This window comes from Taibaiella soli, from assembly GCF_003236175.1.
Classification (GTDB): domain Bacteria; phylum Bacteroidota; class Bacteroidia; order Chitinophagales; family Chitinophagaceae; genus QKTW01.
Genome location: NZ_QKTW01000012.1, coordinates 1 through 19,730 on the forward strand (window position 1 = coordinate 1; position 19,730 = coordinate 19,730).

Genomic DNA, 19,730 nt, shown 5'->3' on the forward strand with positions numbered 1-19,730 from the left:
AAATAATAGTAATGTCTTTAGGGAATTGCCAAGGCAAATCTAAAGGACCGTGTTTTTATATCATTTATTATGTGCAGGCTGCTTCGTTCCTCGCAATGACGTGAGTAGGTGTTTTGTTTTTTGCTCTGCGCGAAATCAGGTTGCCACGTCGTCCCCACAATTTCATTGTGAGGGGACTCCTCGCAATGACCGTGTTTTTATATCATTTATTATGTGAAACTCGCTATGGGAAACACTCGCGCGGGATAACACTCGCTCGAGTCATCCCGAGGAGGAACGACGTGGGGATCTGATTTCGCGCAGAGTAAAATTTCATCGCTCTGCCCTCGGCGCGGAGCACGCGAAACCTGTTCTCGAGGTTCTCCTGCTTCGTCCTCGGGACGGCGTTTTTGGTATTCCTCGTGAGCAACAATCGCGAAATCAGGTTGCCACGTCGTCCCCACAATTTCATTGTGAGGGGACTCCTCGCAATGACCGTGTTTTTATATCATTTATTATGTGCAGCTCGCTATGGGAAACACTTGCGCGGGATAATACTCGCGCCAGTGGTAAAATTAAAACCGGTTTCAACACTACTGTTGGAACCGGTTTTTCACTTATAACGTACAACTTATAACGTACAACTTATAACGTACAACTTATAACGTACAACTTATAACGTACAACGTAACTAAATAACGATATTAATCATCCTTCCTTGTACGAAGATGATCTTCTTCGGTGTTTTGCCTTCCAGCCATTTGATGACTGTTTCATCAGCCAGCACCGTTTTTTCAATGGTGGCCTGATCTGCATCGATGGCGAATTCCAGTTCGGTACGTGTTTTACCATTTACTGCAACCGGATATTTTTTGCTGCTTTCTACTACATATTTTTCTTCGAAAGCAGGGAAAGACGCAGCAACTACTGTATCGGTATGTCCGAATTTGTGCCAGAGCTCTTCGGCAAGGTGTGGTGCAAACGGGCAGATCACTGCAACGAGCGGCTCTAAAACCTGACGGCTGTGGCAATTCAGCGAAGTGAGTTCATTTACACAGATCATCAGCTGGCTCACGCAAGTGTTGAATGCAAAACGCTCGGTATCGTCGGCGATCTTTTTGATGGTTTTGTGCAATGCTCGCAGTGCAGCTTCTTCGGCAGGATTGTCGTTTACGATCCAGCCTTGTTGCTCATCGAAATACAAGCGCCAGAATTTCTTCAGGAAGCGGTGAACGCCCTCAATGCCTTTGGTTTCCCAAGGTTTGCTTTGCTCAATTGGACCGAGGAACATTTCGTACATGCGGAAAGTATCAGCGCCGTATTGTGCTACGACGTCATCTGGATTTACGACATTGAACCAACGTTTTGACATTTTTTCTACCTCTGCGCCGCAGATGTATTTACCGTCTTCGAGGATAAATGATGCATCTGCGTATTCTTCGCGCCAATTTTTGAATGCCTCAATATTGAGTTCCAGACCATCTACGATGTTTACATCCACGTGCAGTTTGTCTGTTTCGTACAGACCTTTCAAACCTGCGCTGATAAATGTATTGGTGCCACGCTCGCGATATACAAAACGTGAACTGCCCTGAATCATACCCTGATTCACCAACTTGCGGAAGGGCTCATCAAAACTGATATAACCCAGATCGTGCAGGGCTTTTGTCCACATGCGACTGTAGAGCAAGTGACCAACGGCATGTTCGGTACCACCGATATAAATATCTACTTGTTTCCAATAATCGGTTGCTGCGCGGTCTGCAAATGTGTGTTCATTGTGCGGATCCATGTAACGCAGGAAGTACCAGCTGCTGCCTGCATAACCCGGCATGGTGTTTACCTCACGGTGGCCGCCGTTGAGCGATGCTGGCGTAACCCAATCCATCAGATTTGCCAGCGGGCCTTGTCCTTCGGGGCCAGGTTTGTAGCCTTTTTCAATGTCCGGCAATGCAACCGGCAGCGCGCGTTCTGCGTCTGCGATGTTGAGTTCGTTTTCATCAACACCGTAAGGAATATCATTTACATACACGATCGGGAACGGCTCGCCCCAGTAACGTTGACGGCTAAAGCCCGCATCGCGCAGTCTGTAGTTTACTTTTCTTTTACCGATGCCTTTTTCTTCAATGGCTTTTAAAGCTGCTTCTGTAGCTGCTTTTACGTCCAGTCCGTTCAGGAAATCGCTATTGGTGAGTGTGCCGGTTTTTTCGGAATAGGCAGCTTCGCCGGTATATTTTTCGCCGAAAATGTTAGTGATCGGAATGTTGAAATGCTTTGCAAATGCGTGGTCACGATCATCGCCGGAAGGTACGGCCATGATAGCGCCTGTACCGTAACCTGCCAGTACGTATTCTGAAGTCCAGACTGGAATTGGGTTTCCGGTAAATGGATGAACGGCATATGCGCCGGTAAAGCAACCGGTCACTTGTTTCACTTCGCTCATACGCTCGCGCTCAGAGCGGCTTTGCACGTATTCTTTGTATTTCGCGATGGCTTCTTTTTGTTCGGCTGTTGTGATTTCGTCTACCAGTTTGTGTTCTGGCGCTACCACCATAAAGTCCACACCGAAAATGGTGTCGGGGCGGGTGGTGAAGACGTCAATGGAGGCCTCACCCCGGCCCTCTCCGAAGGAGAGGGAGGTGTTATTATCAACTCCTGTCGCGGAGGTATTGTCGGAATTAAGTGCTGCGTCAACATCACCTCCTCCTTGGGAGGAGGACGGGAGGAGGCCGAATGTGAGGTAATCCTCGCCCGGTTCTTCCACAATATCACCTCCTCCTTGGGAGGAGGATGGGAGGAGGCTTTTTATTTTATTAAGTACTCCCGCCAGGTTTCCAATTACTTCTTCGTTTGTAAAACGGATAACAGTGTAACCTTTCTCGTTGAGGTACGTCGTGCGGTCTTTATCAGCCTCAATTTGCTGTAAATGGATGCCGCCGTCAACTTCAATAATCAGTTTATGGGTAATGCTAACGAAATCGGCAATAAAACGACCGATAATGTGTTGTCTTCTGAACTTGGCACCTAATTGCTTGTCTCGGACTGCTTGCCAAAGTATGTTTTCGGCTTCGGTTGGGTTTTTCTTCAGATTATTTCTAAAGTCCTTGATGCTCGCATACAATGATGGTTCGGCAGTTTGCCAATGGGCCTCACTATGTCCAGCCTCACCCCGGCCCTCTCCGAAGGAGAGGGAGGTTTTATTATCAACCCCTGTTGCGGGGGTGTTATCGGAATTAAGTGCTGCGTCAACACCACCTCCTCCTTGGGAGGAGGACGGGAGGAGGTCGAATTTAATTTCCGCTCCCTGACTTTTACCGATCCAGTTGCGCTGCATTTCTTTCATGGCTTCTGTCCACTCCAAAGTGTCGAGGCTGGAAAGCAGGCGGTCTGCATATTCTGTGATGCGCAGGAACCATTGGCGCATTTGTTTTTTGATAACCGGATGCCCACCACGTTCTGATACACCGTTGACTACTTCGTCATTCGCAAGTACAGTGCCCAAAGCTTCACACCACCATACTTCCGCATAGTCGAGGTAAGCGAGGCGATATTGCATCAAAGCATTGCGCTTTGCTTCGGTGCTAAAGTTTTTCCATTCTTCGGCAGTGAAATGCAAATCTTCGTCGCCCGGACAAGCGGTGTTTGTATTGCCTTCTTTTTCGAAAATAGCAATCAGTGTATCGATGCTTTCTGCCTTGCCGGTTTTGTGGTTGTACCAGCTATGGAAGAGTTGCAGGAAGATCCATTGCGTCCATTTGTAGTATTTAGGATCGCTGGTGCGGAACTCGCGGCTCCAGTCGTAGCAAAATCCAATATTATCGAGCTGCTCACGATAGCGGGCAATGTTTTTTTCTGTGGTAATGGCCGGATGCTGACCGGTTTCCATAGCGTATTGTTCTGCAGGAAGACCGAATGCATCAAAGCCCATCGGGTGTAGCACATTAAAACCTTTCATGCGTTTATAACGTGCGTAGATATCTGACGCAATATAACCCAGCGGGTGACCAACGTGCAGACCAGCGCCACTTGGGTACGGAAACATGTCGAGGATGTAGAACTTCGGTTTGTCGCTCTGATTGCTGACTTTATAAACCTGTTCTTTTTCCCAGTATTCTTTCCATTTTTTTTCTATTTCCTGAAAGGCGTATTCCATGTGTTTTTCCTGTAAGTCCGCAAAAGTACCGTTAAATGGTTAAATAGTTAAAGGAGGTAAACGGTTGATACGTTGAAATGTTGATATGTTTCCGATGTTGTGTTTATTCACGACCTAATTAACCATTTTACCCTTTTGGCTATTTGCCCCTTTTTGATTGATTAATCAATTTTCTATTTGTCAGATTAACTACCTATAAGGGAATGAGTATAACTACTCATTTTGTTGAAAAAGAATGAATTAAGTAGTGTGTTTTCGATTCAACTATATAAATTCGAAAGAAATTAATCTAGCAATGAAAAAAATCTACACAATCCTTTCTGCAGTTCTTTGTTTAAGTGTTGGCGCGAAAGCACAACGTACTGTTGACCTCCAGGCTACCCTGACAGCGCCGGTTAACAACACTACTTTTAATAGCGGGCAAACGGTAGCATTTAATGCAGTTATCAAGAATGTTGGTACTACAACTTTCCAGACAAATGATACTTTATACTACGGATACCTGATTGATGGCACCCAAATTACCTTCAATATCGGCGGTCAATCTGTTACCACATTTGGAATCGTCAATAGAACACTGGCGCCAAACGATACCATTCAGATCAATAAGAGTTTTTCCCTGACTATTCCTGCAACGCTCGCCGGTAAAAGACAATTCTGTATAGCAATAAGACCACTTAACAGAGGCATCGATTCTATGATCGACAATAATATCGCAAACAATGCTTCTTGCGATTCGGTTCTGTTCGACAGCAATCCGCTGGCAGTAGGCGAGCTGGAAGCTACGCTTGTTGAAAACGCGGTGACAAAAGTTTATCCTAACCCGGCTCAAAGCTATGCGAACATCGATATGGATTTATCTGTAAATACTGCTGTGAGTGTTCGTATATTTGACATTACCGGTCGTATGGTGATTCAAACGAATGAAAAAACCTATGGCAAAGGCAAGCAGACGATCTCTTTAAACACCATGAACGTGCAAAACGGCTTGTATATTTACCAGGTGGTAATGGATGGTCAGGTTAGTGCAGGGAAACTGCTCATTAATAAATAGTTTTTGTGAATAGAATATGAATTTTGATTTAAAATAATTACCTTGATAGAAGAATTTTCATAACAAAAAAACATAGCCCTAAAGCTAAGCCGGACAGTTCTCTGCCCGGCTTTTTTGTGTACATTCATTTCATGGTCAGCTATTGGGAAAGGCAGAGTTTTACAGGTTATGATTACATCGTTATCGGTTCGGGGATCGTTGGGTTATCGGCAGCGATAGAGTTAAAAGAAAAACATGCGAATGCTTCTGTGCTGATACTGGAACGGGGCCTGCTGCCAACAGGAGCGAGTACGCGTAATGCCGGATTTGCTTGTATGGGAAGTCTTACAGAATTGCTCGATGACCTGAATGGCAGCAATGAAGCTTCAGTTATCGCATTGTTTGAAGAACGAAAAAAAGGATTGGAAAAACTGCGCGGCAGATTGGGTGACGAACGGATCGGCTACAAAGCCAATGGCAGTTATGAACTGATCAATGAAGACGAATTGCCAATGCTGGAAGCGATGAGCCGGATGAATGAATTGCTGATGCCGGTTACAGGAATAGCATCATTCCGGTTGGTAAATGAAAAGATTGAATCATTTGGTTTCGCGAAAGATTACACCAGGGCTTTGGTTGAAAATAACTGCGAGGGTGAAATCAATACTGGCATGATGATGCGTGCGCTGATAAATTTTGCGTTGAGCTTAGGTGTAGAAATAAAAACAGGTGCCGACGTGATTCGTTTTGAAGAAACGGAGCGGAGCGTAAATGTAATTGTGGGAGATCCTTTCCGGGCAGAACAATGGACTTTAAGTTGCGATAAACTTCTTATTTGTACCAACGCGTTTACCAAAAAATTACTACCAGGTGAGGACGTAGTGCCTGGCCGCGGTCAGGTTTTAATTACCAAACCCGTAACTGGTTTGAAGTTTAAAGGCATTTACCATTTTGATAAAGGATATTATTATTTCCGGGAAATAGATGGTCGTGTATTGTTTGGTGGTGGCCGGAACCTGGATTTTGCAGGCGAAACAACGGAGCAATTTGAGCTCAGCAAAATCATTCAAAACAATCTGGAACAAAAACTCCGCGATATTATTCTGCCAGATACGCCATTTGAAATTGACATGCGCTGGTCTGGCATTATGGCTTTCGGCAATAACAAAGGTCCAATTGTAAAAGCATTTTCAAATCGTGTGTTTGGCGCTTTCCGTATGGGTGGAATGGGCGTTGCACTTGGCTCGCGCGCAGCTGAAAAAGCTGCGCAGTTAATTGGTTAAAGGGATAAATCGTCAATTTGTCAAAACCTGAAATCGCACTGATTTACCCCTTTAACTTTTTAACGAATTATCTATTTAGCTTAAACCATGAGTGTTCCTTCGTTTCTGAAATTTGGTTTTATGGGACTGATGCTACTGATGGGCATCTGCGTACAAGTCTTCGCACAGGAACAAAAACAATACATCATTTTTGATAGCACGCAGTCCAAAACATTTACGGTATATAAGCGGCAGCTAACGCCTGACCGTTTTTGGGTTTGCACCACAGATTATAGTGCTTGCGGCATTCTCGATGCTAATGACCGGATTGTGGTGCCTATACGATATCATGGATTGGGATTATTGCATGAGGGAGTACTGACCGCTTGCGACAGTAATAATAAATACGGCTACATTGATGTGAATGGCAGGGTGATAATTCCTTTTTATTATAAGAACACTGGCGATTTTGGCGATAGACTTGCCTGGGTAACGGACAGTACCGGCGCGCAGTATTTTATCGATCACAAGGGGCATAGGAAATTTGACGCTATATATGATGCGTGTGGCGCATTCAACAACGGACGATCAGTCGTCTATAAGGGAAATTTAAGAGGCTACATAAATCGCCGTGGTAAAGTTGTCATTCCGCTTCAATACAAAGAGGCTGCGTCTTTCAAGCACAACCGCGCCAGAGTATTGCTCGGTAATGAGTACCTGATCATAAACAGAAACGGGAAAGTAAAAGCACATGCCGGATATTGGGAGCCTATTCCGCCGCTCTGATTTCTGGCGGGTTAATTGGTCAATCCGTTAAAGGGTTAAATCAGCCGGGGATTGGGTCGGACCAAATTAACCCTTTAGCCTAATTGATTTTTTTAACTATTTAACGAATTAACTATTTAAGGAATCAAGTACCAAAGCCACTTCGCCAATAGGCAATCCCATTACATTGTAGTAATCGCCGTTGATGCGTTCAATGCCCAGCAGACCGATCCATTCCTGAATGGCATAAGCGCCGGCTTTATCCATCGGGCTATATTTTTCCACATAAAAATCAATTTGATCTTCAGTTAGCGGACGGAAATAAACTTCTGTGATCACAGAAAAGCTGCGTTGGTCATCGCCTTTCTGAATACAAACACCCGTAACTACCTGGTGCATTCTGCCTGAAAGCTTTTTCAGCGTTTCCTTTGCGTGCGCCGTATCTACCGGCTTTCCGAGGATTTCGTCATCGAGTAAAACCACTGTGTCTGCCGCAATGATTACCGCATCTGCAGGTTGATTTGCTTCAATAGCAGCAGCTTTTTTCTTCGCCAGAAACTCGGGAACGTCCATTCCGTGCATTCCCGGAGGGTTGGTTTCATCTACATCCGCAATAACTATCGTAAACGAATAGCCAGCTTGTTCCAGTAGCTGTTTGCGGCGCGGTGATTGCGAAGCAAGGATAATATTATGCATATTGAATGTTGTAAATAATGAGTGAAACGATGCCCAGCACCATGATGATTTTTAGCCAGCGGCTGGCATTATGATAATGTGCCGTTGTTGCTTTTTTATTGAGTTGAAGAATCCACCAGATCAGTGGTGCTATAATGCCAACGACTGTATAAACGCCGAGCATGTAACAGCCGCTAATGATTAAATTGACAGCCACCATTGCAAGAATAGCTACAGCGGTCCAGCCTAAGCCTTGTGCAAATCGGCCGGAGCGTTGCAATCCCCATTTAATCGGCATCGTAACACAACCTTGTTCGGCGTCACCTTTAAAGTCTTCCATGTCCTTTACAATTTCCCGCATCCAGGTAAGCACGAAAGCGAAAAATGCATAGACAACCAAAACCCATAGCGGATTTGGTAGCAAATAGCGATGCTGCAATTCCGGAATATCCAGAAAGGCTGCGTGGTAATAATAGACACGGATGGCCGGTTCGTAAACGATAAGCGTAATGATGGTCAATGCGGTGAGTAATGCCACCAAAACATTGCCTGTCATAAACTGGCGTTTGAAATGGGTAGAGTAAAACCACAGTAAAACAGTACAGCTCAGTTGCAGTAATAACCATTCGTAGTGACCGCCCCTGCGTGCTACAATTCCAGCTAGTATGAGTGCAATAATATTGAGAAAACTATGCGATAAAATAGCCAGGCGTCGTGGTATCTGTTTTTCCAGTACTACTTTTTCCGGCCGGTTGATGGCGTCTATCTTAATGTCGAAATAATCATTGATAATATAACCCGCGGCCGCAATAAGTACGGTAGAAAGGCAGATATATGCAAAATGGATCGGTGTAAGTAAGGCTGGTTGCCGGATATGCTGTACGGAGGAAAAATGGTATTGCACCGGTAGTATGACACACCACCAGGCCAATAACTGAGTAAGAAAAACGATCAGCAGATTTTTCCAGCGAATGAGTCTGAGCCAGGCCATTTTTTCAGTTGACAGTGTACAGTTGACAGTTGACAATTTTCAATTTTCAATTGGTAACTATAAACTCATGGTGAAAAACATTTACAATTGACAATGGACAATTGACAATGGGAACGTAAAATAAAAAAATTGACAGTTGACAACAGAAAATCATACAACATGAGGAATTGTCAACTGTCAATTGAGAAATTGTCAATTGAATATTATTTATTCCAGGTAGATGGGCTTACGCGCCATGCCTGCAGCAGTTCTTTCTGATCTGCGCCTACCAGTTGTTTTTCTTCTGCTACTTCAAGCAGTGCGTTGTAATTGCTGATTGTGTAAAGTGGAACATTTGCTGCAGCAAATGCTTCATCTGCAATCGGGAATCCGTAAGTAAACAGAGCGCACATGCCGATTACGTCAGCACCTTGCTCACGAAGCACTTCTACAACCTGCAGACTGCTTTTTCCGGTTGAAACGAGGTCTTCAATCACAACTACTTTCTGTCCTTTTTCCAGCACACCTTCAATCTGATTGCCCATACCGTGTTCTTTCGGTTTCGCACGCACATAAATAAATGGCAGTTTCAGCAGATCAGCTGCCATAATTCCGTGTGGAATACCAGCAGTCGCCACACCGGCAATCACATCAGCATCCGGAAATTTCTCCAGCACCATGTTGGCCAGCTCACTTTTTACGAAATCACGTACATAAGGGTAAGACAATACCTTACGGTTGTCGCAGTATACAGGAGAATTCCAGCCAGACGCCCATACATACGGCTTTTGCATGTTGATCTGCAAAGCCTTAATTTGCAGGAGTTTTTCAGCGAATTGTTTTTGTGTGCTCATAACGCGCCAAAACTACGCCCATTCAGTAAGTTTCACAAACCAGAACCAATGAATTTCTTTCAGAAAATATATTACAACAATAAGCCACTGATTCTCACTACAGACAGTCGCCATTATATCAATATGCATGATGCTGCTGATTACCTGCTGCTTACCGGTGCAATTAAAGAGAATTACCTGGTGGCGATGGAATATTTGGAGAGCCAGAATACGCCTGGCGTAATCATCGCAGACAATTCGGAGCAGGCGCTGCTGGATGGCATTCATCAGTTGTACAGCCCAATTGATGCGGCAGGCGGTGTTGTTTTTAATGAGCGCAATGAAGTGTTGATGATTTATCGCCGCGGTAAATGGGATTTGCCAAAAGGAAAGCGTGACGAAGGTGAAGACATGGAAGCCTGTGCACTGCGCGAAGTAGAAGAGGAAACGGGGCTGAAAAAGCTGACGTTGGGTAAAAAAATAAGCGATACTTATCATGTGTATGCACAGCATGGACAGCATCTGCTCAAGCGCACTGCCTGGTATGAAATGCACACGACTTCAGACGAAAAGCTGGTGCCGCAACAGGAGGAGAATATTGAGGAAGCACGTTGGGTAAGCGCCGATGAACTGCCGCCAATCCTGGAAAAAACATACGAAGCGATCATTGAAGTGCTGGGGAAATCCGGCATTATGGATGATGATGGCAGTGATGTTTAATCGTTATTTTGCATTTTAGCAGGGAAGGATTAACATTACTTCAACATTAGGTTGAGGATATTTGTGATGAGGATTTTAAGGTGAAAATGATGTCTAGAACTACTACTTCTTCTGACCGGTCTTCAAGAAACATGCGCCATGCTTTTGGCCTGTTTCAAAACCGGAAAACAATGTGGCAAATGATACGGGAAACGCTCAGTGGGCGTTATAGAATGTCTGTAATTACAACGATCATAGTTGTGATGGCGATCATTTACATTCTTTTCCCTTTTGATTTTATACCGGATTATATTCCAGTACTTGGTTGGATTGATGATGGATTTATCTTTTTCCTGTTGTTGAAAGTATTGAATAAAGAAACGCAGCGTTATATCCGTCACAAAGCGGCAGAACGCCGAAAGATCGCTGATGGCTGATGGCTGATTTTGACCGTTTTTTAATAAATGAATAAGGCTTCCCGCGGGAAGCCTTATTCATTTATATCAAGTCTTGAGTTGTTTATTTTTTGATGTCATCCTTCCTACCGTCGACGTGACATGCGTTTGGTAGATTTGAGGGAAATCAGAAATCCGATATCAGCCATCAGCGATCTAACTACCATTTTACTTCTTCCGGAACAAACATGCGCACATTGCCATTGTTTCTGATTACGTCACGAACCAGCGTTGATGAAATCGTAGAATAAGCAGGAGCCGTTGTCAGGAAAATAGTTTCAATATCTGGTGCCAGCATGCGGTTCATATCAGCAATCGCTTTTTCATATTCAAAATCGCTTACATAGCGGATTCCGCGCAAGATATAATGTGCGTTGATCTGTTTGCAAAAATCAATCGTAAGGCCGGTATAACTCGCCGCTTCCACGCGTGGGTCGCCTTTGAAAATATCATGAATCCAGTTCACGCGCTGTTCTACCGTAAACATCGGTTGTTTGGAAGAGTTGATACCAATGCCTACCACGATTTTGTCGAACAGTGAAACTGCCCGGTTGATCACATCCACGTGGCCCATTGTGATCGGGTCGAATGTGCCGGGAAATAAGCAAATGCGTTGTTGCATATAGATTATTTACTTGTTTGAGTAAAAAAGCTGAAGATGGTGGCTCCGTAATTTTTCATTCGGAGAAAATGAGGATGCTGCTGAAAGTCGTTGTGTGTAGTGTGTTCCAAAACAAAAACACCTTCCGGCTTCAGTAGATTTTTTTCGAAAATTATGATTGGCAGATCGCCCATATTTGGCAATGCATACGGCGGATCTGCAAAAATCAGATCAAACTGTTTGCTGCATTGCTTTAGAAATTTAAAAACATCACTGCGGATAATATGCAGGCTGTCGGCAATATCCAGATCCTTTGCTGTTTTCTTTATAAACTCGACAGAAGTACCATCTTTTTCCACCACTGTGATATCTGCAGCGCCGCGTGAGGCAAGTTCATAGCTGATACTGCCGGTTCCGCCGAAAATATCGAGTGCACTAATATCTTCCAGGTCCATCATATTATCCAGCACATTGAAAAGTGCCCCTTTGGCCAGATCGGTTGTTGGTCTGGCAGGAATACCGGATGGAGGGGAGAAGCGGCGACCGCCGAATGTTCCGCTTATGATACGCATTTATTGATTTGTTGTATCATGTACAATACCGGTGCCCAGCTTTGGTAGCTTGCATCGGGAGATACATTGTCATCTCTGAGTGAAGGAAAAAACGCTTTGAGTTCGGCAGCCAGATGTTGCAATTCCGGGCATACGACGCCAAACTGTATCGTTAGTTCTGAATGTGGGATATCATGTTCTTTACAGGCCGATGCCAGATAATAGGCTATTTCTTCTGCGTTTCCGTAAGTGAAGTAGTGATTCCAGAGCAGTTTGCCTTTTTTGCGAAGGCTTATCCAACCGCTTTCTTCCATAAAGGTGCCATGTGCGAAATATGGAATGTCGGTTTCTTCACATTTATACTGATAAGCATTCAGCGGACGGATCGTAGCGTGATTGAAGTACCTTTTCGCCAACGCTTCACCGGTATGTGGTGCAGCAAAAACAAGCTGTGCTTTGTCATCGTCCAGATGATATTCGTATACCGCTTCGTCTGCTTCTACAAAATGCATAGAGCGCAGCCATGCTTCCGCGTCTTCTTTATTATAAAGCTCGTCCGGAACAATAATTTGTTTGCCGGAGGCGATAAAAACTTTAGGCAAAATGCTCAAATCACCGAGCAATGGTTCATTTTTCAATACTTGTTCAAAAAAATCATTGTGCCATGGTTCCAGCTGTTTGTCGTAGCCGTAATACTGTGCCAGTTTTATTTTGCCTGAGCTGTTTAAACCTGCCACTAGAAAGGCGTGTGGCATCAGCACACAAATGATACGGGAAACCTCACTCATGAGCGTTTCGCTTTCACGGGCTTTATAAATATGATGCTTTATTGAACTAATAATGGTAGAATGCATAGAAAGCACACAATTATAGAATAATTTTGCGAGATAAACCTTTCGGCCCACCGCCATTTTATATAGCACGATTCCTTCTTTTCAGCGATCGATTTATATTTTTTCGCAACTAATTATTGCTGCAAAGGACGGAAATTTTAAATGATAATCAGAATACCGGGTGAAAATATCTGTATCCAATAAAGACATACTAAGACTGGCGGCTCCCATTTCTCTGGCGCTGTTGATTCCGCAGATTAGCTTTCTGACGAACAATGTCTTTTTAGGAAGAGTGGGCGAAAGAGAACTGGGTGTAAATGGTATTGCGGGCATTTTTTATCTCATTCTCACAATGGTGGGTATGGGATTGAATAACGGCCAGCAGATACAAATGGCCAGAAGAGCCGGCGAGGGTGATCATGCTGGCTTAGGGCGAATTTTTACGAATGGTATTATGCTCGGCGCCGCTTTTTCGGTGGGAATGATGTTGCTTTCTCTGTGGATAACACCGCTTATTTTTGGTTTCAGCTTGCATGATAGCGACCATATTTTGCTGAGCGTGAATTACCTGTACATTCGTGTGTGGGGTTTGCCGTTTCTTTTGCTGACGCAATTGGCAAATGCATTTTTCATTTCTACCAGCCAGTCGAAATATCTCATTTTTGGTGCGTTGGTGCATACGGCGGCGAATATCTTTCTGGACTATACACTGATATTCGGAAAATTCGGATTCCCGGAAATGGGTCTTAGCGGTGCAGCTTTAGCCTCCGTTATTGCCGAAGCCTGCAGTTGCCTGACCATGTACGGGGTTTTCTATCTGAAAGGCCAGCAGCATACTTATCCGATTTCGTTTTATCCCAGCTTTGATTTTAAGCTTTCACGACGAAGTCTGAAGATTTCGGCACCGCTTATTGTGCAGTATATGTTTGGGATTGGTGGCTGGATGATCTTTTTCTTTTTTGTAGAACATCTCGGTCAGCGGGAACTGGCTGCATCGCAGATATTACGCAGCATTTTCGGTCTGGTTGGGGTAATCACCATGGCTTTTGCTGCCACTTGTAATACCATGGTGAGTAATATCATCGGTCAGGGCAAACAAAATCAGGTGCCGCGACTTGTGCGTAAGATTGCAGGTTTGAGTCTTGGGTTGACGGCCGTTATTGCGGGTCTGCTGTTGATTTTCGCTCATCCGTTTCTCTCTATGTATCGTGCCGATCAAACACTGGTTGATCTGGCGGTACCAAGTCTCCGAGTGATCGTAACTGCCATGCTGATTATGTCGGTTTCGACGGTTACATTTAATGCTGTTGTGGGAACAGGTAAGACGCTGATCAATCTTACAATCGAAGTCACCTGTGTATTCAGTTACCTGCTGTATTGTTACATCATCATTCACAGGTTGAAACTTTCCCTGCAATGGGCCTGGGCTTCAGAATTTGTCTATTGGACCATGCTGCTCATTATTTCATTCTTCTATCTGAGGAGCGGAAGATGGAGAGGACAACGGGTTTAGCCTTCTCCAAAGGAGGAGGTGGTGTTGACGCAGCCTTAATTCTGATAACATTTTCCGCGGTGAGCTTATGGTGCAACACAGGCTCAAGATAGCAGCACCCTCTCTTTCGGAGAGGGCCGGGGTGAGACCAAATTGCCGAATTAGTTAGCCGCCATTTGCGCGATTTCGTCCATTGTGATGCCATTATGGCTTTCTTCGTAGATGCATTCTCCATTTTTGATCAGCAGCACCTGTGGCGATTCATGGTGAACTTGAAAGTCTTCTGCGATTTTATTGGATAACGGGCGATATTTTATAAGGTCAAGATAATAAAAATCAATGTGTTCCGGTTGATTAGAACGTTCCAGACGGCTTTTCGCCATTGTGGAAATAGAGCAGCGGGTGCTGTGTTTAAATATAACGACAGGGCGATTGTTACTTTCTTCACGGATCGCTTCTAATTGTTGATCCTCAGTCAGGTTAATCCAATTCATGGTGCAAATTTAGTACATGTTTGGGAGTTGAGGGCAATAGCCGTATAAGGTAGGTCAATGGTCAATGGTCAATTTTGTGAGTGGTGAATTGTCAGTTGTGAGTAGGCAAACGTGAAAAGTCAAACGTCAATGTGGTGACCGGTGAATTGTCAGTTGCGAGTTTTCCGTATAATAAGGGCTTTGCGCCTTCGTTTCGCCGTGAGACACTTCGACTCCGCTCAGTGTGACAAGAATACTTTGCGTCCTTTGCAGGAAAACAACTTGCGTTATTGACGTTTGACCTTTGACGTTTGACAGGCTATTCACCATTCACCTTTGACCATTCACCATTCCTGCCTATTTTCGCCCCAAATATTGATTTGAATATATGAAGCACGCTTACATATTTCCTGGTCAGGGAGCACAGTTTTCCGGTATGGGTAAAAAGCTGTACGAAGAAAATACACTGGCGAAAGAATATTTTGAACAAGCCAACGAAATCTTAGGTTTCCGTATTACTGATATTATGTTTTCTGGTTCTGACGAAGAACTGAAACAAACTAAAGTAACGCAGCCTGCCGTGTTTCTGCATTCTGTGATTCAGTTCCTTACTACGCCTGATCTGCTTCCTGAAATGGTTGCTGGTCACTCTTTGGGTGAATTTTCTGCACTGGTAGCCAATAAAGTTTTGTCGTTCGAAGACGGCCTGCGTCTGGTGGCTAAGCGAGCCGCGGCAATGCAACGCGCTTGTGAAATCAATCCGTCTACCATGGCCGCTATTCTCGGTCTGGAAGATGCGAAAGTAGAAGAGATCTGTGCGGAATTTACGGACGATGTAGTAGTTCCTGCAAACTATAACTGTCCGGGTCAGTTGGTCATTAGCGGAAGCATTAACGGTATTGCGCTTGCTTGTGAAAAAATGAAAGCTGCTGGTGCCAAACGCGCGTTGGTGCTGCAAGTTGGTGGTGCATTTCACTCACCGCTGATGGCGCCTGCAAAAGAAGAACTGCAAGCGGCAATTGAATCGACTCATTTCGGTAACCCGACTTGCCCGGTTTATCAAAACGTAGATGCAAGCCCATATATCGATCCGATGATGATCCGTCAGAATCTGATCAACCAATTGACTGCTCCGGTGCGTTGGACGCAAACTGTTCAGAACATGGTAAACCACGGCAGTGCCAACCATTTTACTGAAGTTGGTCCGGGTAATGTGCTGCAAGGTCTGGTGAAGAAAATCGCAAAAGAAGTCACTACAGACGGTATCAACTAAAATATAGTTTTTAAGTTTTTAGAAGGTCAGGCGAGTGCCTGGCCTTTTTTTGTATGTTTAAAACTGGCGCGCATGTTCCGTCAGGATCATGCGTGTCCCGGAAATTTAATCCGATTGTATCGGTACTTGCAGTCTGTGTCATGGAGTCCGATACAATCGGGTGGAACTATGCAGACACGAGTGATCTTTCAGAACACTTGCGCCAGTAATAAAAAAGCCTCCGCATTTGCGAAGGCTTTCATTTATATGTTTCAAAATTTAATTATCGGAGATCTACGACCTCAACACCAGGATATTGTTTTGGGTTGAAGGTGAAATAAGTGTCAGCGATTGGTGCGTTTGGCGTGAAACCGCTGATTTCGTATTGATATTGGTTACCGTTTTTCTCCCAGATATTGCCGCCTACAATAGTAGAGCTGGCTTTATCTACAGCCAGTTCAATTTTTTTGAATTGTTTCGCGGTGTTTACCGGCGTCATTTCTACGACATCGCAGTTTTTACCGTTTACTTTACGTTCGCCAACATATTTGTACTTGTATTCTTTGTCGTAGAAATTGGTAAACAGTTTAGCTGGGGAAATAGTTTGTTCATTTGGATTGAACGTACTCACCTGAACTTCGTTTGCGTCTTTCGTATAGGTCCAGACAGTTTTGTTATCGCAGATAATTTCCTGACCACCCAGAACAACGTGGTATTTCTGGCCTTTCATAGAAAAAGTACCTTTTTTAGACTCACTTACTTTACCATTAGCGCTGGCAAGGTGCAGTGCAAAATTTGCTTTCAGCGATTTAAGACCGTTAATTTTTTTACTAACTGCGTCCAGAACTGCTTTTGCTTTTGCATCCGTTTGTGCAAAACTCGTTTGCACTGCGCAAAGCAAAATTAAAATACCTAAACTGAGAAACTTTTTCATACGAATCATTTATTGATTAATTAATTGAATGTCAAATGTTAAAAGCAATTGTACATTGTTGCGGTTGCTTTTGGCCTGCAAAATTAATGACAACTTGCCCTTTACCCAAGTGTTTCCAAAAATTGTTCCAATTCGCCGTCTGTATGAAATAATACGTCACGCGGCTTGCTGCCCATAGCCGGACCAACAATGCCTGCGGCTTCCAACTGATCCATAATACGGCCTGCGCGGTTGTAACCAAGGTTGAAACGGCGCTGCAGGTTTGACGTTGAGCCGTTTTGCGATTGTACCACGAGGCGTGCACAGTCTTCAAACAGTTTATCACGGTTTACGAGATCTACAACTTTGTCCTTGCTGTCATCGTCGTCACCCTCATATTCCGGCAATTCAAATGCGGAAGGATATCCACGTTGTTTACCGATAAATTCTACAATATGTTCTACCTCCGGGGTGTCTACAAACGCACACTGTAAACGCAGCAGTTCGCTGCCATGGCTTACCAGCATATCACCGCGACCAACCAGCTGTTCAGCACCGCCCGTATCAAGAATGGTCCGTGAATCGACTTTTGCAGAAACCTTAAAGGCCATGCGGGCAGGGAAGTTGGCTTTGATGGTGCCGGTAATAACGTTTACAGAAGGACGCTGCGTAGCGATAATTAAGTGAATGCCCACCGCACGTGCCAGCTGGGCCAGACGGGCGATCGGCACTTCCACTTCTTTACCGGCAGTCATGATCAGGTCGGCAAACTCATCTACTACCAGCACAATGAACGGAAGATATTTATGTCCGCGTTCCGGATTGAGGCGGCGGCTGATAAATTTCTCGTTGTATTCTTTGATGTTACGGGTGCCCGCTTCTTTGAGTAATTCGTAGCGATTATCCATCTCAATACAAAGCGCATTGAGCGTATAAATTACTTTTTTGGTATCTGTAATAATGGCTTCTTCTTCGTTCGGAAGCTTTGCCAGGAAGTGTTTTTCGATCAGGCGGTAGATAGAAAGTTCTACTTTCTTAGGATCCACCATCACGAATTTTAATTGCGACGGATGTTTCTTGTACAGCAACGAAACAAGGATCGCATTAATCCCAACCGATTTACCCTGACCTGTAGCACCCGCCATCAGCAAGTGCGGCATGGTAGCGAGGTCAACGATGTAGTTTTCATTATCGATCTTTTTACCAAGCGCAATTGGCAAGCTCATTTTCGTGTTCACAAATTTTTCACTGGAGAGCAATGCCCGCATGGAAACGATCTGTTTATTGGCGTTCGGCACTTCAATACCAATTGTGCCGCGGCCCGGAATAGGCGCGATGATACGAATGCCTAGCGCCGCAAGGTTCAGCGCGATATCATCTTCCAGATTTCTGATCTTTGAAATACGCACGCCTTCTGCAGGTACAATTTCGTACAGGGTTACCGTTGGCCCAACAGTTGCACTGATGCGTTGAATTTCGATTCCGAAACTGCGCAGCGTGTTTATGATTTGATTTTTGTTTTTCTCCAGTTCTTCTTTGTCCAGCTGAATGACCTCATTGGTGCGGTCTTCCAGAAGATCAAGCGTTGGGAATTTGTAATTCGGCAGATCAAGTTCCGGTGCGTAAGGTTCACCGTCTTCAATACTGATATGCCCGCCATGTTCAATGGCTGGTGCTGCCGGCGCTTCGTCTGGCTGAGTGATTACTTCGAAAGAAAATTCTTGTTTCGGTTGTGTTTTCTTTGCCGGTATATCATGATTGAGAATAACAGTCGAGCCGTTCTTAGTAGCGAGGTAGGCCTGGTATTCTTTTTCTTCTTCAGTTAGCATGTCTGCTTCTGAAATATCAGTTTCTTCATCCTCTTCGTGCGGTTCTTCGATATCAAAAGGAATTTCGTGCTGTGCTATTTCTGGTGCGTCTTCATCTTCGTGTACATTGGCCAAAGCCATGGCAGTACCGCCTTTTGCCGCCCCTGTGGCTGGTTTTTCCACCAGGCCCATATCCCAGTCTTTTTCAGTTACTGGCTGGGGAACGTCTACTTCCGGCATTACCGTAGATCTGATCCGTTCACCTTTTACGGGCGGAACAATTTCGTTAGGCATTTCTTCATTAACCGGAGTTGGCGCTATCGCCGATGTTACTTTATTGGCGGTACGTTTGGCGCGTTGCAGCAACGGACGGATATCCAGCGCAAAAACAACAAATGCAAAAAATGCCGCAACAGAAAGTAGCAACATGCCGGTTCCGGCTTTACCAACCAGACCGTTGAGATAATCGATAGATACATTTCCCCAAGCGCCGCCCCAGGCAAAGCTTGTATGTGGGAATAAATAAGTCATTACCGGTGCGAGTACCAGCAATACGATGGACAACCAGCGCATATAGCGAAGTACGGGAACCACTTTTTTGCCGTAAAGTATATTAAGCCCGAATGCGGCAATCCACAATCCAATGGCCAATGCCGCAATACCGACACCTTTGAATACGAACACATGTGCCAGCGCAGCACCCAGACGGCCGCCCCAGTTGGCCACAGGGGTATGGTCATGTAAAATGAAATTGCTCAGGCCCGAGGTAAGTACCTTATCCTGATCGGCACGCCATGATACGCAATAGCTGACAATGGCCAGGCAAATAAAAATGCCGACCAGTAATCCCAAAATGCCCAATGCGAGTTTTAGCTTTCTGGGACGTTGGTCATTAATTGGTTGCGGCGCCACTGCAGCAGTCTTCTTCGAGGTAGTTTTCTTCTTGTTGGCCATAAGTGCCAAAAATAGGTGTTAAAGTGACA

General features: G+C 44.7%; 17 protein-coding genes. 7 read left to right on the forward strand and 10 right to left on the reverse strand.

The features are described from left to right. Window positions 1–670: 670 nt before the first annotated feature. A complete protein-coding gene (gene leuS, locus DN068_RS22240; protein WP_110998367.1) occupies window positions 671–4,132 on the reverse strand; it encodes a leucine--tRNA ligase in 3,462 nt (1,153 codons plus the stop codon). Window positions 4,133–4,427: 295 nt separating this feature from the next. On the opposite strand from leuS, the gene DN068_RS07905 reads away from it, so the two are divergent. The 3 genes from DN068_RS07905 to DN068_RS07915 all read left to right on the forward strand — a co-directional run bounded on the left by DN068_RS07905 (window position 4,428) and on the right by DN068_RS07915 (window position 7,213). After that, entirely contained in the window at window positions 4,428–5,186 is a 759-nt protein-coding gene (locus DN068_RS07905; RefSeq protein WP_110998368.1) for a T9SS type A sorting domain-containing protein, read from the forward strand. A gap of 131 nt (window positions 5,187–5,317) precedes the next feature. Next, the gene (locus DN068_RS07910) at window positions 5,318–6,448 is read left to right on the forward strand and encodes an NAD(P)/FAD-dependent oxidoreductase (protein WP_110998369.1); all 1,131 of its coding nucleotides are present in this window, start codon (window positions 5,318–5,320) and stop codon (window positions 6,446–6,448) included. Between the two features lie 87 nt (window positions 6,449–6,535). Beyond that, window positions 6,536–7,213, forward strand: a complete 678-nt coding sequence (locus DN068_RS07915) for a WG repeat-containing protein (protein WP_110998370.1) — start codon at window positions 6,536–6,538, stop codon at window positions 7,211–7,213. 108 nt (window positions 7,214–7,321) lie between these two features. Here DN068_RS07915 and DN068_RS07920 read toward each other — a convergent pair whose 3' ends face one another. The 3 genes from DN068_RS07920 to pyrE all read right to left on the reverse strand — a co-directional run bounded on the left by DN068_RS07920 (window position 7,322) and on the right by pyrE (window position 9,691). Further along, on the reverse strand, window positions 7,322–7,888 hold the full coding sequence (locus DN068_RS07920; RefSeq protein WP_110998371.1) for a Maf family protein: 567 nt from the start codon (window positions 7,886–7,888) through the stop codon (window positions 7,322–7,324). Beyond that, window positions 7,881–8,858, reverse strand: coding sequence for a geranylgeranylglycerol-phosphate geranylgeranyltransferase (locus tag DN068_RS07925; protein WP_110998372.1), 978 nt, complete (start codon window positions 8,856–8,858; stop codon window positions 7,881–7,883). Before DN068_RS07925 ends, DN068_RS07920 begins: the two co-directional genes overlap by 8 nt. Before the next feature lie 203 nt (window positions 8,859–9,061). Beyond that, window positions 9,062–9,691, reverse strand: coding sequence for an orotate phosphoribosyltransferase (pyrE, locus tag DN068_RS07930; RefSeq protein ID WP_110998373.1), 630 nt, complete (start codon window positions 9,689–9,691; stop codon window positions 9,062–9,064). A gap of 48 nt (window positions 9,692–9,739) precedes the next feature. Here pyrE and DN068_RS07935 point away from each other — a divergent pair, with 48 nt between their 5' ends. Both DN068_RS07935 and DN068_RS07940 read left to right on the forward strand, forming a co-directional pair. Then, window positions 9,740–10,390 carry an NUDIX hydrolase gene (locus tag DN068_RS07935; protein ID WP_110998374.1) on the forward strand — a complete coding sequence of 217 codons (651 nt, stop codon included), beginning with the start codon at window positions 9,740–9,742 and terminating at the stop codon, window positions 10,388–10,390. An 86-nt stretch (window positions 10,391–10,476) separates the two neighbouring features. Continuing rightward, window positions 10,477–10,806 (forward strand): YkvA family protein, encoded by a 330-nt coding sequence (locus DN068_RS07940; protein WP_110998375.1) that lies wholly within the window; start codon window positions 10,477–10,479, stop codon window positions 10,804–10,806. Window positions 10,807–10,984: 178 nt separating this feature from the next. Here the strand turns inward: DN068_RS07940 and coaD are convergent, their stop codons facing one another. Genes coaD through DN068_RS07955 form a run of 3 tightly spaced genes read right to left on the reverse strand, consistent with a single transcriptional unit; the run spans window position 10,985 to window position 12,830 of the window. Beyond that, entirely contained in the window at window positions 10,985–11,446 is a 462-nt protein-coding gene (gene coaD, locus DN068_RS07945) for a pantetheine-phosphate adenylyltransferase (protein ID WP_110998376.1), read from the reverse strand. 5 nt (window positions 11,447–11,451) lie between these two features. Then, window positions 11,452–11,997, reverse strand: a complete 546-nt coding sequence (locus tag DN068_RS07950) for an RsmD family RNA methyltransferase (protein WP_110998377.1) — start codon at window positions 11,995–11,997, stop codon at window positions 11,452–11,454. Then, complete coding sequence (locus DN068_RS07955) at window positions 11,985–12,830, reverse strand: DUF3822 family protein (protein ID WP_165836317.1); 846 nt, start codon at window positions 12,828–12,830, stop codon at window positions 11,985–11,987. Before DN068_RS07955 ends, DN068_RS07950 begins: the two co-directional genes overlap by 13 nt. 160 nt (window positions 12,831–12,990) lie before the next feature. Here DN068_RS07955 and DN068_RS07960 point away from each other — a divergent pair, with 160 nt between their 5' ends. Further along, window positions 12,991–14,322 carry an MATE family efflux transporter gene (locus tag DN068_RS07960; protein ID WP_110998379.1) on the forward strand — a complete coding sequence of 444 codons (1,332 nt, stop codon included), beginning with the start codon at window positions 12,991–12,993 and terminating at the stop codon, window positions 14,320–14,322. 140 nt (window positions 14,323–14,462) lie between these two features. Here the strand turns inward: DN068_RS07960 and ytxJ are convergent, their stop codons facing one another. Further along, complete coding sequence (ytxJ, locus tag DN068_RS07965; RefSeq protein ID WP_110998380.1) at window positions 14,463–14,795, reverse strand: bacillithiol system redox-active protein YtxJ; 333 nt, start codon at window positions 14,793–14,795, stop codon at window positions 14,463–14,465. Between the two features lie 367 nt (window positions 14,796–15,162). On the opposite strand from ytxJ, the gene fabD reads away from it, so the two are divergent. Beyond that, window positions 15,163–16,047, forward strand: coding sequence for an ACP S-malonyltransferase (gene fabD / locus DN068_RS07970; protein ID WP_110998381.1), 885 nt, complete (start codon window positions 15,163–15,165; stop codon window positions 16,045–16,047). 262 nt (window positions 16,048–16,309) lie between these two features. Here the strand turns inward: fabD and DN068_RS07975 are convergent, their stop codons facing one another. Together DN068_RS07975 and DN068_RS07980 are read right to left on the reverse strand one after the other, a co-directional pair. Next, on the reverse strand, window positions 16,310–16,960 hold the full coding sequence (locus DN068_RS07975; protein WP_165836318.1) for a LolA family protein: 651 nt from the start codon (window positions 16,958–16,960) through the stop codon (window positions 16,310–16,312). Between the two features lie 101 nt (window positions 16,961–17,061). Further along, window positions 17,062–19,701 (reverse strand): FtsK/SpoIIIE family DNA translocase, encoded by a 2,640-nt coding sequence (locus DN068_RS07980; protein ID WP_110998383.1) that lies wholly within the window; start codon window positions 19,699–19,701, stop codon window positions 17,062–17,064. Window positions 19,702–19,730 lie beyond the last annotated feature (29 nt).

Excerpts from the sequence above, each read along its gene's own strand:
- leuS (WP_110998367.1), bottom strand. The coding sequence starts at position 4,132 with ATGGAATACGCCTTTCAGGAAATAGAAAAAAAATGGAAAGAATACTGG.
- DN068_RS07905 (WP_110998368.1), top strand. The coding sequence starts at position 4,428 with ATGAAAAAAATCTACACAATCCTTTCTGCAGTTCTTTGTTTAAGTGTT.
- DN068_RS07910 (WP_110998369.1), top strand. The coding sequence starts at position 5,318 with ATGGTCAGCTATTGGGAAAGGCAGAGTTTTACAGGTTATGATTACATC.
- DN068_RS07915 (WP_110998370.1), top strand. The coding sequence starts at position 6,536 with ATGAGTGTTCCTTCGTTTCTGAAATTTGGTTTTATGGGACTGATGCTA.
- DN068_RS07920 (WP_110998371.1), bottom strand. The coding sequence starts at position 7,888 with ATGCATAATATTATCCTTGCTTCGCAATCACCGCGCCGCAAACAGCTA.
- DN068_RS07925 (WP_110998372.1), bottom strand. The coding sequence starts at position 8,858 with ATGGCCTGGCTCAGACTCATTCGCTGGAAAAATCTGCTGATCGTTTTT.
- pyrE (WP_110998373.1), bottom strand. The coding sequence starts at position 9,691 with ATGAGCACACAAAAACAATTCGCTGAAAAACTCCTGCAAATTAAGGCT.
- DN068_RS07935 (WP_110998374.1), top strand. The coding sequence starts at position 9,740 with ATGAATTTCTTTCAGAAAATATATTACAACAATAAGCCACTGATTCTC.
- DN068_RS07940 (WP_110998375.1), top strand. The coding sequence starts at position 10,477 with ATGATGTCTAGAACTACTACTTCTTCTGACCGGTCTTCAAGAAACATG.
- coaD (WP_110998376.1), bottom strand. The coding sequence starts at position 11,446 with ATGCAACAACGCATTTGCTTATTTCCCGGCACATTCGACCCGATCACA.
- DN068_RS07950 (WP_110998377.1), bottom strand. The coding sequence starts at position 11,997 with ATGCGTATCATAAGCGGAACATTCGGCGGTCGCCGCTTCTCCCCTCCA.
- DN068_RS07955 (WP_165836317.1), bottom strand. The coding sequence starts at position 12,830 with ATGCATTCTACCATTATTAGTTCAATAAAGCATCATATTTATAAAGCC.
- ytxJ (WP_110998380.1), bottom strand. The coding sequence starts at position 14,795 with ATGAATTGGATTAACCTGACTGAGGATCAACAATTAGAAGCGATCCGT.
- fabD (WP_110998381.1), top strand. The coding sequence starts at position 15,163 with ATGAAGCACGCTTACATATTTCCTGGTCAGGGAGCACAGTTTTCCGGT.
- DN068_RS07975 (WP_165836318.1), bottom strand. The coding sequence starts at position 16,960 with ATGAAAAAGTTTCTCAGTTTAGGTATTTTAATTTTGCTTTGCGCAGTG.
- DN068_RS07980 (WP_110998383.1), bottom strand. The coding sequence starts at position 19,701 with ATGGCCAACAAGAAGAAAACTACCTCGAAGAAGACTGCTGCAGTGGCG.